The following is a 13,878-nucleotide window of genomic DNA, read 5'->3' as shown; positions in this document are numbered from 1 at the left end:
CGATCCAGCCCTTTTTCCCGCTGTTTTCCCAAAACCGTAAGTCGCGATTACATTTCGGAAAAAAATGTCGAAATAAGCGCATCCTCCTTTCAAGACAAAGGTTACACATCAAGAGCAGGACGCGGATCCCGCACAGAGACATTTTTTTCCGAACACCGCCGCACCGAACAGCAAATCCGATTTTATATTGGTTATTGGATACCAAGCAGTTACCCCACTTCAAACTTCGCTGGCATAGCTGATGCAATAGGCCGGCTATGAAAAAAAAACACCTCATTGACACGACGCTGCGCGACGGAGAGCAGATGCCCGGAGCCGTTTTCACCCGTCAGGAAAAGCTCGAAATTGCCCAGGCACTGGCCGACACCGGCGCGGGCGAAATCGAAGCCGGAATTCCCGTCATGGGCCCGACAGAACAGGAAGACATACGCGCCATCATCGACCTCCATCTCCCCTGCCGGATTACCGGCTGGTGCCGCGCGGCGGTCGCCGATCTCGAGGCGGCAGCCGCAGCGGGACTTGATGCGGTCCACCTCTCCTTTCCCATTTCGCAGCACCACTTCCAGGCATTGGAAAAATCGGCAGACTGGGTTTTCCAAACTCTGGAAAAAATTCTGCCGCTCGCCCTTGCCCGCTTTTCCTACGTATCCGTCGGTGCCCAGGATTCCGCGCGGGCCGACCGCGCCACACTACTGGCCTTTGCACACCGCGTGCAGGAACTCGGGGCCGACCGACTCCGGATTGCCGACACCGTAGGCATGCTGAATCCCTTCCAGACGAAGGCTCTTTTCGCGGAGTTGCATCGTACAGTTCCCGGACTGGAACTGGCCTTCCACGCCCACAATGATCTGGGAATGGCCACCGCCAATACGCTCGCGGCCTTCGAAGGCGGAGCCGACTGCGCCGACGTGACTGTGACCGGCATGGGCGAGCGCGCCGGAAATGCGGCATTCGAGCAGGTGGCCATGGCTGTTCCTGATCTGGGCATCCAAACCCCAATGCTTTCCGCACTCTGTAACCGAGTGCTCCGGGCTTCGGAACAGCAGCCGCCGGCCTGCTTTCCAATCATTGGAAAAAATGTCTTCCGGCATGAATCGGGCATTCATGTCCACGCTGTATTGAATCACCGCGAAGCCTACGAACCTTTCTCCGCTGCGGATGTCGGCCGCGACGATACCACACACGTGGTATTGGGAATCCATTCCGGTGAAACGTCGGTGAGGTATGCACTGGGCAAACTGGGAATTGACCCGCGTAATGAACCCATCGGGTGGTTGCTGAAACGCGTCCGAAACGAAGCTCAGCAAACCAAGAAGCCGGTCCCTATCGGACGGTTGCGTGCTTTGTTCTACGAATAGAGACACCTTACGGTTTGGTATAGTTAATGCATCATATAGCTCATCACTGTAGCTGAGGAACATTTTTAAAACATAAATGTATTAATAAATTCGGAAATGACACATAACAAATGCCAAAATGTAAGTTTGATAACCCAGTCGTCTGTGACGAACGTCATATCAAGGAACTCGAAACGCTCGCTGAAATTGCCCGCACCCTCTCTTCGAAATCTCAGCAGGAAGAGGTTCTCCTCGAAGTAATCGACGTTCTTGAAAAAAGCCGCAGTGTACAGCATGGCACTATTATGCTGTTGACTGCGGACGGACGGGAACTGCGCGTTGAGGCGGTGAAAGATCAGAACGTGCAGCGAGCCGAAGATGCGGCGTACCGCCGCGGAGAAGGTATTACCGGGCTGGTGCTCGATACGGGCGAACCAAAGATGGTGCCGCTGGTTTCGGAGGAACCGCGTTTCAAAGGACGGCTGCATAACCGCACGGATCGGCCGTTGAGTTTCATCTGTGTGCCGATCAAGGTTGAACAGGCTACGGTGGGCACACTTTCGGTCGACTGCGATGCCCTCACCGAACATGCCCTTTACGAACTGATGCGCTTCCTTTCTATTGTGGCCACGATGGTGGCGAATGATGTCATGGCCCGCCGAACCGCCCGCATGGAACGCGAGGTTCTGGAATCTGAAAACCTGCGACTGCGCTCCGCAATGCGCGAAAAATTCCAGCCGCAGAATATGATCGGCAATTCCGGTGAGATGCACGAGGTGTACACCCGGATCCATCAGGTTGCAGCAACTGACACCACCGTGCTAATCCGCGGCGAATCCGGAACCGGCAAAGAACTGGTAGCCTCCGCCATTCATTACAGCAGCCCGCGATCGGATAAGCCGTTTGTGAAAATCAACTGCGCGGCATTAAATGAAAACCTTCTCGAGTCAGAATTGTTCGGGCATGAAAAAGGAGCCTTTACCGGAGCCTTGCAGATGCGTATCGGACGAGTGCAGGAAGCCGAAGGCGGCACCCTGTTCCTCGACGAAATCGGCGACTTCTCCCCCACCATCCAGGTCAAACTGCTGCGCGTTCTGCAAGAACGAACATATGAACGAGTCGGCAGTAATGAACAGCGGAAAGCCAATGTGCGCATCATCGCCGCCACCAATGCCGACCTTGAAGAAAAGATCAACACCAACTCCTTTCGCCAGGATCTCTTCTACCGCATTAATGTCTTCCCGATCTATCTTCCTGCATTACGCGCACGCAAAGACGACATCCTGATGCTGACCAATTTTTTCATGCAGAAATATTCCGCCCAGATGGACGTCGAAATCCGGCGTATCAGCACCCCCGCCATCAATATGCTGATGGCCTACCACTGGCCGGGTAACGTCCGCGAATTGGAAAATACCATTGAGTATGCCGTCCTCATGGGCAAAGAGGACGGAGTGATTCATGGTCACGATCTTCCACCGACCCTGCAGACGCCGGTCGCGATTGCCGCCACCGGCAGCAATCATCATACCCTGAAAGCGCGTGTGGCCATGCTGGAACGCGATCTTATTGTCGACTCGCTGAAGCGACACAAGGGAACCATCAGCGCGGCAGCCAGGGAATTGGGCATTACTGAACGCATGGTCCGCTATAAAATCCAGAAACTGGATATCGATTACGAAACGCTATTTAAAAAACGCAGAAGAAAAAGGACTCCCCGGCAATGAAAATACGTACGGCAACTGAGGACGACATCCCCGTTATGGCAGAACTGCTCCACGAGCTCTTTGCAATTGAAGTGGATTTTTCGCCCGACTTTGCCGTGCAGACTAAAGGCCTCCTCCTGTTGCTGGAACGCAGTGACGCGGAGATTTTTCTCGCCGAATTCGACGGACATGTGGTCGGCATGTGCTCGATTCAAACTCATATTTCCACCGCAAAAGGATGTGAGGTGGGCGTGGTGGAAGACGTGGTCGTTGATCTGAACTACCGCGGGCGCGGCATCGGTGCAGCACTTCTGCGCCGGCTGGAGGAATGGTCGGTCAAACGCGGTTTGGCCCGCCTTCAACTGCTCGCAGACCGCGACAACAACCCCGCACTTGGTTTTTACCGCCGCCAGGGCTGGCATTCAACCAACCTTATCAGCTGGATGAAACATCTTTAATGCAGCGCCCAAACCCGACCGGTTAACCGCTCCGCCTTTGCCCATAGCAGGCCCCATTCTACCCGGAAAATTGACGACTCTCAAAACCCGTAGTATTTTTTACGAGATTTTAGGCCTCAGCAGACTTGCGCTCGCACCACAGCTTTTTTATGCTGTGCGGGTTAGGTGAAGAGAAAAGTGAGGAATAATAACGTGGCTACAATATCTGATAAGGACTGGAACGCACTCAAAAAAAAATTAACTGAAGATGGGCGCATCGAAAAATTTATGCTGGGAGAACCGGAACAGGAATACGTTACTTCCAGAGGAATGGACATTCTCCGACTGCATGCAACGGACTTCGTGAATAAACGCCTGGCCCCTGCCAACCCGAAAAACGACGGACGTCAGACCCCCACCAAAGGTCACCCGGTATTTATTGCCCAGCACGCCTGCGGCTGTAACGACCGCGATGCCGTTGAAGAATTTTTCGGTTATGAAAAAGGCCGGGAACTCACCGCAGACGAAGTGGACATTATTGTGGATGTCATTTTGAAGTGGATTGAGGAGCATCTTGATTAGAACCCCACCCCTTCAACAGCCCGAAAAATCCACACTCCGTGGATTTTTTCTTTTTTAGAACGGTGACATTGCATATCCTTACGCGTTTTATGGAACCAATTATTCTCAAAAGAGCTGACCATAAGGTCAGCCGGAAAAACATCAGCTCTGCAGCAATTAAAGTGCTCTACCACCTGAAAGACGAAGGCTATACGGCCTACCTTGCGGGCGGCGGTGTACGCGATTTGCTTTTGGACCGAAATCCCAAAGATTTTGATGTGGCAACAGATGCCACCCCCGAACAGATCCGTAAAATGTTCCGCAACTGCCGACTGGTCGGCCGCCGTTTTCGTCTTGCACACATTCTCTTCCGCGGAGAGATTATCGAAACCTCCACCTTCCGTGCACCGGTTCCCGAAGACCCCAATGAAACGCTTCACGGCGAAAACACACTGCGCATTGAAGAAAGCGGCATGGTCCTGCGCGATAACATCTGGGGAACACCCGAAGAAGATGCCATGCGCCGCGACTTCACCATCAACGCCCTCTTCTACAACATAGCCGATTTTTCGGTGATCGATTATGCCGGTGGACTGAAAGACCTTGAGAACCGGATTATCCGGGTCATCGGCGAGCCCGACAAACGATTCGCGGAAGATCCGGTCCGAATGATCCGGGCTGCACGCTTCGCCGGATCACTCGGATTCGACATAGAAGAAGAAGCTTTAAAATCAATCTGCAGGAATAATGACCTGCTGAAACATGCTGCACCGTCCCGCATGTATGAAGAGGTACAGAAACTCTTTTTCTGCAGTCATGCCAAAGCGGTATTCCAGTGGCTGGAAAAAACGAATCTGCTGCACCCGATGTTTCATGATTTTTCGCATTGGCTCGATGAAGACAAAGTCCGCCATGACTGGGTTTACCAGACGCTCGAACAAATGGACCGGTGGCGGCGGGCCGGACTCCGGGTTCACCCGGCCCTGCTTTTTGCATTGATTTTCGGAGAATATCACGAATTTCTGATCGATCAGCTGGTGGAACGCGGTATGAGCTCGCACGAGGCCGCACGGAATGCCGTCCAGAGCCATCTTAAAGACATGTGCACAAACGTGCGTGTTCCCAAAACGGCCATTTACCAAATCTGCGATATCATGAGCAATCAGGCGCGCTTCCACCGGACCAAAGGCCGAAAACCCCAGCGTTTCATTCAGTCGAAGGGATTTCTTGATGCCTTCCTCTATTTTAAATTTTCGTCCAAAGCGCACGGCCGTGATGAAGAACTGCTCGAATACTGGACCGAATTGCGAAAAAGTACGCCACAGATAAGTCCGGCCAGAAAAGGCAAAGGCTCGCGGAAACCGCAAACAAAATCCGAAATACCAATCGAGTAAGGCAAATAATCTAAAAACACACTTGTGTACGCTTCATCTATTCAGATACATTTTTGTATTCCGGTTTGACTGAATATAACAGCCGCCCGAATAAGGATGCAAAAATGAATCAGAGCGAAAAAGAACTAAAGGTTCTATACAAAATATCACAGACCATTTCTTCCCGCCAGCACAACGTTTCCGAACTGCTGAACGAAGTGCTCGGTATTATGGAAACCGATATGGGCGTGTTGCGCGGAACCCTTACCCTGCGCAAGTCCGGAACCGATATCCTGAACATCGAGGCTTCCAGCGGTTTATCCGAAAGTGAAATGCGCCGCGGCCAGTACAAACTCGGCGAAGGAATCACCGGCAGGGTCGCGCAGACCGGACAGGCCGAAACCGTCCCCGATATCAGAAGTTCAGAAGAGTTCCTGAACCGCACCAAAGCTCGCGAAGACAAACAAACAGCGTTTTTATGCGTCCCGATCATTCACCACAAAGAAGTCATCGGAACCATGAGCATCGACGTGCCGGCAGCGGCCGAAGAGGAACTGAAAGGCTACTCCCTCTTTCTGGAGCATGTTGCGCAGATTCTGGCCTCGGCCGTCTCAACCATCCGCGAAGAAATTGAAGAGCGCAATGCGCTGGCATCGGAAAATGAAATGTTGCGCCGCCAGCTTGGTGACCGCTACAGTATCGATAACATGGTCGGTAACTGCAACTCCATGCGGATGATCTACGAACAGATTGTTCAGGTGGCGGACAGTGCCGCAACCGTTCTCGTGCGCGGCGAATCCGGTACCGGAAAAGAGCTCATTGCACGCGCCATTCATTTCAACAGTCCGCGCAAAAACAACGCCTTTGTGAGCGTCAACTGTGCCGCGCTGCCCGAAAATCTGATCGAGTCCGAACTGTTCGGCCATGAAAAAGGGGCATTCACCGGAGCACAGCAGCAACGTAAAGGCCGATTCGAACTCGCCAATGGAGGAACGATTTTCCTCGACGAGATTGGCGATATTTCTCCGTCGGTACAGGTTCGACTGCTCCGCGTGTTGCAAGAGAAAACGTTCGAGCGCGTCGGCGGAAACGAGACCATTACCGTGAACGTCCGGATCGTGGCGGCCACAAGCCGCAATCTTGAAGAAGGAATGACCAAGGATACGTTTCGTGAGGACCTTTACTACCGCCTCAACGTTTTTCCCATTCTGCTCCCGCCGTTACGGGAGCGCAAATCGGATATTATGCTGCTGGCCGACCACTTTCTGCAGAAATACGGCGAGATGTACGGCAAAGATATGAAACGCATTTCAACGTCAGCCATCAATATGATGATGGCCTACCATTGGCCGGGCAACGTACGCGAACTGGAAAACTGCATTGAGCGCGCGGTTCTGACCTCATCCGATGGCGTAATCCATGGCTTCAACATGCCGCCGTCACTGCAGACCAGCGATGAGACGCATACCAACCTGCTGCCGGAAAACGGAGCCAACCTGAAACAGATGATTGAAGCCTACGAACGCGAAATCCTGATCGATGCACTCAAAAAACATCGCGGCAATGCCGCCGCAGTTGCACGCTATCTCCAGGCAACGCAGCGGATTATCAACTACAGGATTAAAAACCTGGGCATCGATCCGAAAAATTATAAATAGAACACGCCCGGATTTGCAGCTCTTCTACACCCCCAAAAGTCTTCGCTAAGCAGCCGAAAACCCGAAACCGGGAACAGAAAATATATGGACATTGATCAACTTGTTGAATCGCTGGAGTTCCGCTTCAACGCATCAGGAGTCGACAACGCCAAGCGCGTGACCGAAGAGTTACTGGCTTACATTTTCCGATGCAAGCCCCTGGAAATTTATACCGGCGGGGCCGACGGTATTATAACCCCCGTGCAGCAATTTGAAGTGATTCGGCAACTCGAGCCACTGGCAAAACGTATTGAGAACGGCGAACCCCTGCAATATGTACTCGGCTCCGCCGAGTTTTGGGGGCTGGAAATCAAATGTGATTCACGTGCGCTCATCCCCCGCCCGGAGACCGAACTGCTGGTCGAGGAAGTCCTCAGCTGCCGGATCATGACCGACAAACGCCCGGCCACCGTGGCCGATGTGGGAACCGGAACCGGCTGCATTGCCATCACACTTGCCAAACAACGGCCGGATGCGGCCATTAAAGCCGTAGACCTCTCAACCGATGCGCTGGAACTTGCTCAGGAAAATGCGGAGCGCCATGGTGTGCAGCAACAGATCCTGTGGATGCAGAACAATCTCCTCGAACGTTTTGCTCCGGAAAGTACCGATGTAGTGGTTGCCAACCTTCCTTATATTTCTTCCGGGGATTGGAAAATGCTGTCCGGATCGGTTCGGGAACATGAACCGAAAATGGCACTGGATGCCGGTCCTTCAGGTATGGAGCTGATTAGAGATCTCGCCCTGCAGGCCCGCAGCGTACTGGTCCCGGAGGGCATGCTTTTTCTCGAATTCGGGTTTGATCAGGGAGAAGCGGTGTTTCATTGTCTGAATCAGCTCGGATACCGCAATATCCAAATCAAACATGACCTCGCCGGTCATCCCAGAATCGCCATAGCAGTCAACCCCTAATGCTCTCCCCTGCCGACCAACAGCGTGCACGGTTCAAAAGCGGTGATGCCGTTTCCTTTACTTATCGCCGACAAACAGTACAGGCAGTTCTCATTCATCTGAATCCCCGACGGGCGTTGATACAAACCGAAAACGGACGATACAGCGTACCCTATGAACGGCTTGTTCCAGCATCTGGAAAATGCACAGAGCGTATTCGGCGAATGGAACAGGTGCAAACACTGGCAACAACATTACTGCAGCAGCATGGACTCTATACATGGCGCTTTGAATTTGACCGCTCCACCCGCCGTGCCGGCAGCTGCAACTACCAAGAAAAAATCATCACGCTGGCCTTTGATCATGCCGCAAACAGCTCTCCTGCAGAAATACAAGATACTCTTCTGCACGAAATCGCCCACGCACTTGTCGGTCGGAAACATCACCACGATGCGGTCTGGAAAGCAAAAGCTATTGAAATCGGAGGATCCGGCGAACGAACCCACCGGCTGCAGTTTTCGACACCACGATGGTCGGTTACCTGCGAAAACCGCTGCTGGACACATACGGTCCAACAGCGGAATTCAAAACTGATCTGTCGCAAGTGCGGTGCAAAGCTGGCTTACACGCCCTTCACCGCACGCTGATCTTACTTAACTTTATCCAGCGTGGCCTGGAGGGCATCTTTCTCCTCCTGACGGCGGCAGGTTTCAATAGCTTTTTCAATCCCGCCTTTATAGCGAGAAAGCTGCCAGCTGCTGATAGATGCATAAATCCGCGAAACACCGCGCATTAGAATAACATGATCCTTCAAGGAGATGGAATCATCGCCCGCAAGGGCAAGCATCGTATCAATCCCATTGCGCTCCTTCCAACCGCCCAGAGCTTTGATTGCGGTTTTCTGCAGCGCTTCATCAGACGAACGGCAGGCCTCCACCAGCGGCGGCAGGGCCGCTTTACTTCCACTCTGCGCCAGAGCCTTAAGAATATTTGCCTGACTGCGCGAACTTGCTCCGTTCATTTTGGCAACCAGCATATCCACCAACCCGCGCTGATCCGGAGAGGTTCGCATAATCTTCACAATACCATTGAGCAAATCGCGCGAAACCGGAGCCTTTTCTTTTTCAATCATCAGATCAACCATCGGAGCAACCGTTGCATCATTTCCAATGCCGGCAATGGCTTTCGCTGCTGTGGATGCCACTCCGCGATCCTCCTCGGCGGCATATTTAAAGAACGTTGGAATCAAATCCACACGACCGCGATTCGCCAACGCCTCAATAGCGGTCTCGCGGTTTTTAGAATCCCCGGAAGCCGCCAGCCTTTCAAGCTGAGCATCCACGCCCTTCAGATTCAGCCTACCCAAAGAACGGCGTGCATCTTTGCTGCCAAGAGCGACCAGCGCAGGAACCGAATCAGCTGTACCAATCGATGCCAGTGCATTGGCCGCCACCGCCTGAACAAACCAGTCTCCCGATCCCAGTAAAGGCTCAACATTTCCGGCATACTTCCTGTTACCACTCGCCTGAAGAGCAACAACCGCTTTCAGCTGATTATGAGGCGGAAGATTCGGCAACGCTTCCGCCACGACATCCATTACGATCGGATTCAGACCCTGTTTTGCAGCCTCAATAACCCCCGCCTGCTGCGCCGTATCGCCTGAGGCCATCGCTTTCACCGCTCTGGAAACCTCGCCCGACAGAATCAATCCCGCCGTGGCAGCTGCACGAAGCTGATCCGGTTCACCCTCAGCCAGAAAAGTCGTATAAACCGTTTTCCGCAACGTAGAGAGAAGAGCCGCATCCACCTGAGTTTTCCGAAACCCTTTTTCCTGGGCCCGCCGTTCCAACAGCGCGTTAACACCGGCATCTTCATTCAGCATGCCCAGTACCTTAACGGCCGCAATAAAAACAACCTCATCCTTACTACCCAGCGCACCGGAAATCAGCTTCGATGCTCCGGCCTGTTTCCGCTCACCGAGCGCATAAATCAGTCCGGCCGTGGTCTCCGGGGAACGTGCCTTACGGCTTCTAAGCGCAGCCACCAGCGCCTGAGCAGCTTCGTTTGACGGGTTTACAGCAAGTGCACGACGCGCGTCATCACGAATGTTCGGATCCTTGTGGTTCATCAGTTTCACCAGCGTGGAGACCGATTCCGCACCGCCGATGCGCTCCAGATTATTCAGCACCGGCTGAATGACTTCAACCACTGGATAATCGCCTTCGAGAATAGTACACATCTCTTTGCAGATCGCCTCGCGGGATCCTTGCGGAGCATCCGGTGCACTGGCCTTCGAACAGGCCGCCAACACATCCAGCCGCGCCTGCGTCTGAACCTGAAGATCATCGGATGTAAGATTCGGGATAAGCTCCTTGACCGCCGCCTGCGAAACCGCGGCCATGAGCATCAATGTCAATAGTGATTTTTTAAACATGGTCAGCCTTTCGCTTTAGAGGGTATAGGGTGCACGACGCGGACGATCCAGCCACTTTGAGGCTTCGGCATCGCCGACAATCTCTTCCGTTTCCGGATTCCATTTAATCGTACGGTTCAAACGTTCCGAAATGGCACTCAGGTGGCAAATCGTAGCCGTCCGGTGTCCGACTTCCACATTGGCAATGGTGCTCTGCCGCGTTTTAATGGCATTCAGGAAATTATCACGATGCCCCTCATACGCCCCCAAATGGGTATCCCGCGGTTTCAGTGGAAGATTTTTAATATCCCCCGGATCCGACTTCAGGTCTCCACTGCGCCCAACACCAATGGCCCCTTTGTCTCCATAAAATTCAATCATCGAGCCGAATTTCTGGTTCGGAAAATCACGGTAGACGATCGGGCCGTTTTTATATTTATAGCCCTGACAACCAGAATCATCGTATCCTTGCGGGAAGAAAAACTCCGGTCCAGAATGGTCCATTCCGAGCGCCCACTGAATAATATCATAATGATGCGCCCCCCAATCTCCGTTTTTGCGGGCGCCGTACTCCCAATAAGAACGCCAGCCACCGCTGTAATTTCCCTCTACGCGTTTTCTGTTATAGGGATACCACGGTGTCGGACCCAACCAGCGATCATAATCAAATCCCTCAGGAATCGGCTCTTCCGGCAGCACAACGCCATCCGGAAAACGGTTCAGCCGTGCATAGACCGTATGAACTTTACCGATATATCCATTACGAACCAGCTCGACCGCTTTTCCGAACGAATACTCCGAACGCTGCTGGCTGCCCACCTGCAACACAGCACCGTAACGCTTCACCGCATCGGCCAGAATGCGTCCTTCTCTGATAGTCAGACTCATCGGCTTTTCCACATACACATCTTTGCCCGAACGCACAGCATCGAGCGAAATCGGAACATGCCAGTGATCCGGAGTCGTCACATAAACCGCATCAATATCATCGCGCGCCATGAGCTTCTCATGCTCGTTATAGCACTCGCAGTCTTTGTTTCCGTATTTATCATTCACCCGGTCCCGTGCTGTTTCACGCTTCTTGCGGTCAACATCGCACACAGCCAGAACCTGACAATCCTTGCGATCCAGAATGCCCCTGAAATGCCCCTGAACAATGAGGCCGAAACCAACAAAGCCGAACGCCAGCCGGTTACTCGGAGCAGTGAAACCTGAAAAACCCATGGCACTCGACGGAATTACCGTCGGGGCAGCTACAGCCGCTGCACCCATGGCAGAAGTACGCAAAAAGTTTTTGCGCGATATGGTCGTCTTCATACTCATCATCATACCCTTTCTTGAAAAACTCGATTTTTCGAGAGTTTCAGTTCTACGCAAAAAGCACTCAGAAATCTTGTATTTAAGACTCTAAGAATTGGATAAAATCCGCATCACATTCCGAATCAGAAACCGCAAATCAGCCGGAGCATACTTGATACAGTCCGCCATCGATGAATGCCCCGCCGAAATACTGAACGCATAATCAAATACATCTAAAAACGGATCCAACACCCCGAAAAGTGCCCCCGAAACCAGCAGACTTTTCACCCCCCGCTCACGCGCCTGCCCCGCAAGAACCGGGCACAACTTTCCAGATAACGACTGCCCATCCGTCCGTCCCTCGCCCGTAATCAGCAGATCCGCCCCTTCCAAAGCCCGCGGCAAACCCACTGTTTCCGCAATCAAATGCGCCCCCGACACAATCTCCGCACCGCAGAATGCCCGCAGCCCGTAGCCCAGCCCGCCCGCAGCACCATCTCCCGGCGCCTCCGGAGTACCCACAACCTTACGCAGATTGGAAAGTCCTGCATCAAGCGGCATCACCATCTCCGGTGTCGCCCCTTTCTGAGGCCCGAAAACCGCCGCCGCACCATTCGCTCCGGTCAACGGATTTGTTACATCACACGCCACTCGAATTCTTGTATGTTCCAACTCCGGGATCACTTCACGCATATCCACACTTCCAATCATTGGAAGAATCTTTCCGCCACGTTCCCGAATCTCCATCCCCTCCGGCGTCCGAAACCGAACCCCCAAAGCCTGAGCCATGCCGGTACCGCCATCCACCGTTGCACTGCCGCCAATTCCCATCACAATCGAAGTCCGACCCGCAGCAATCAGATGCCGCAACAATTCGCCAGTACCATAGGTCGTCGCCTCCATCGGGTTCAGCCGCTCAGCCCCCACCAGCTCGATCCCCGAAGCCGACGCCATTTCCATAACTGCTGTTCCATCCGGTAAAATTCCATATTCTGCCGAAACGGTTCCCCCCAGCGGCCCCGTCACCTCCAACGATTGAACACATCCGCCGGCAGCTTCAACCACGGCATCAACCGTACCCTCGCCTCCATCGGCCATCGGCAACATCACCACTTCAGCCTCCGGCATTTCGGCCCAAACAGCTTCCCGGATAATTTCACAGACTGTGGCACTGCGCATATTCCCCTTAAACGAATCCGGTGCGATTACAATTTTCATGATGAACTCCGTATAACCAACTGACCTTTAATAAATTTCCGCACCGGCTCGCTTTTCTGCACCACCGCATCAAATGCCTGCCGAACCATCTCATTGATGGGCTGATGATACGTCGTAATCGGAGGAATATACTGCGCCGCCGCCGGAATATCGTCAAATCCGGTCACCGGCATCTTCCTGCCCGAATCGTGCAGCGCCCGTAACGCGCCCATCGCCACCGGATCATTAGCACAAATCAATGCCGTCATCTCATCTCCCAACGACTTCACCGACTGCTCGCCCGCCTCAAATCCATCCACCGCCCAAATATGACGGCCCAGCTCAAAGCCCAGCTCCTGCGCGGTTTTTTCCAGCGCCTGATACCGTAACGAATGGCCATAGAGGTTGGCCCCGATAAAAATTCCGCGCTTCCAGCCCCTGGAAATGAGATGCCCCATCAGTTGCTTCGCCGCGTCTTCTTCATCCACCGAAATACAAGTGCCCGGATCATCCGCCGAACGGTGTCCGATCCGAACCACCGACATTTCACTAAAACCGTTCAGCCATTCCGACTCATCCGACGAACCCAGAACAATCAAGCCGTCAATCGCATGCTTATGCAGTGGTGCAAGGTCCGATGCCGCCGGATGCCGGCCTTTAAACCCCGCAATCACCAAAGAATAATCCTGCTCGTGAGCACAATCCTGCAGTTTTTCAATCATCGGCCCAAAAAAAGGATCCCGAAAATCATAAACCACCACACCAATCGTACGCGAAGCCTTCCCCTTCAGAGTCAGTGCCGCCGCACTCGGCACATAGCCCATTTCCTCCGCCGCCCGTATCACCTTTTTAATGGTTGTTTCTGCAATCCCAACCTCGCGCGCCTTGCCCGAAAGCACCCGCGACACCAATGCAATGGAAACCCCAACCCGCTCCGCAATCTGTTTCTGACTAACCGCCATTTATA

The 13,878-nt window shown here is 53.2% G+C and carries 12 protein-coding genes; 8 read left to right on the top strand and 4 right to left on the bottom strand.

What is annotated here, in order from left to right; translation table 11 throughout:
- The first annotated feature begins 257 nt into the window (after positions 1–257).
- The 8 genes from P9H32_RS13615 to P9H32_RS13580 all read left to right on the top strand — a co-directional run bounded on the left by P9H32_RS13615 (position 258) and on the right by P9H32_RS13580 (position 8,649).
- The gene (locus P9H32_RS13615; RefSeq protein WP_322609455.1) at positions 258–1,358 is read left to right on the top strand and encodes a homocitrate synthase/isopropylmalate synthase family protein; all 1,101 of its coding nucleotides are present in this window, start codon (positions 258–260) and stop codon (positions 1,356–1,358) included.
- A 110-nt stretch (positions 1,359–1,468) separates the two neighbouring features.
- Positions 1,469–3,064 carry a sigma 54-interacting transcriptional regulator gene (locus P9H32_RS13610; RefSeq protein ID WP_322609454.1) on the top strand — a complete coding sequence of 532 codons (1,596 nt, stop codon included), beginning with the start codon at positions 1,469–1,471 and terminating at the stop codon, positions 3,062–3,064.
- Entirely contained in the window at positions 3,061–3,501 is a 441-nt protein-coding gene (locus P9H32_RS13605; protein ID WP_322609453.1) for a GNAT family N-acetyltransferase, read from the top strand. Before P9H32_RS13610 ends, P9H32_RS13605 begins: the two co-directional genes overlap by 4 nt.
- 192 nt (positions 3,502–3,693) lie before the next feature.
- Positions 3,694–4,062, top strand: a complete 369-nt coding sequence (locus tag P9H32_RS13600; RefSeq protein WP_322609452.1) for a DUF4186 family protein — start codon at positions 3,694–3,696, stop codon at positions 4,060–4,062.
- Positions 4,063–4,151: 89 nt separating this feature from the next.
- Entirely contained in the window at positions 4,152–5,435 is a 1,284-nt protein-coding gene (pcnB, locus tag P9H32_RS13595) for a polynucleotide adenylyltransferase PcnB (RefSeq protein WP_322609451.1), read from the top strand.
- Positions 5,436–5,539: 104 nt separating this feature from the next.
- Positions 5,540–7,072: a sigma 54-interacting transcriptional regulator gene (locus P9H32_RS13590; protein WP_322609450.1), complete on the top strand. Its 1,533-nt coding sequence runs from the start codon at positions 5,540–5,542 to the stop codon at positions 7,070–7,072.
- A gap of 84 nt (positions 7,073–7,156) precedes the next feature.
- A complete protein-coding gene (prmC, locus tag P9H32_RS13585) occupies positions 7,157–8,023 on the top strand; it encodes a peptide chain release factor N(5)-glutamine methyltransferase (protein ID WP_322609449.1) in 867 nt (288 codons plus the stop codon).
- A 203-nt stretch (positions 8,024–8,226) separates the two neighbouring features.
- Complete coding sequence (locus P9H32_RS13580) at positions 8,227–8,649, top strand: SprT-like domain-containing protein (RefSeq protein ID WP_322609448.1); 423 nt, start codon at positions 8,227–8,229, stop codon at positions 8,647–8,649.
- 2 nt (positions 8,650–8,651) lie between these two features.
- On the opposite strand, the gene P9H32_RS13575 is transcribed toward P9H32_RS13580, so the two are convergent.
- The 4 genes from P9H32_RS13575 to P9H32_RS13560 form a co-directional block, all read right to left on the bottom strand.
- Positions 8,652–10,436, bottom strand: coding sequence for a HEAT repeat domain-containing protein (locus P9H32_RS13575; protein ID WP_322609447.1), 1,785 nt, complete (start codon positions 10,434–10,436; stop codon positions 8,652–8,654).
- A gap of 15 nt (positions 10,437–10,451) precedes the next feature.
- Entirely contained in the window at positions 10,452–11,732 is a 1,281-nt protein-coding gene (locus P9H32_RS13570; protein WP_322609446.1) for a Gfo/Idh/MocA family protein, read from the bottom strand.
- Between the two features lie 90 nt (positions 11,733–11,822).
- Entirely contained in the window at positions 11,823–12,932 is a 1,110-nt protein-coding gene (locus P9H32_RS13565; protein ID WP_322609445.1) for a glycerate kinase, read from the bottom strand.
- Positions 12,929–13,873 (bottom strand): LacI family DNA-binding transcriptional regulator, encoded by a 945-nt coding sequence (locus P9H32_RS13560; RefSeq protein ID WP_322609444.1) that lies wholly within the window; start codon positions 13,871–13,873, stop codon positions 12,929–12,931. Before P9H32_RS13560 ends, P9H32_RS13565 begins: the two co-directional genes overlap by 4 nt.
- Positions 13,874–13,878: the final 5 nt, after the last annotated feature.

The organism is Pontiella agarivorans (assembly GCF_034531395.1).
Taxonomy (GTDB): domain Bacteria; phylum Verrucomicrobiota; class Kiritimatiellia; order Kiritimatiellales; family Pontiellaceae; genus Pontiella; species Pontiella agarivorans.
The sequence above is the reverse complement of the archived record's forward strand: the minus strand, read 5'-3'. Positions and strand labels throughout refer to the sequence as shown.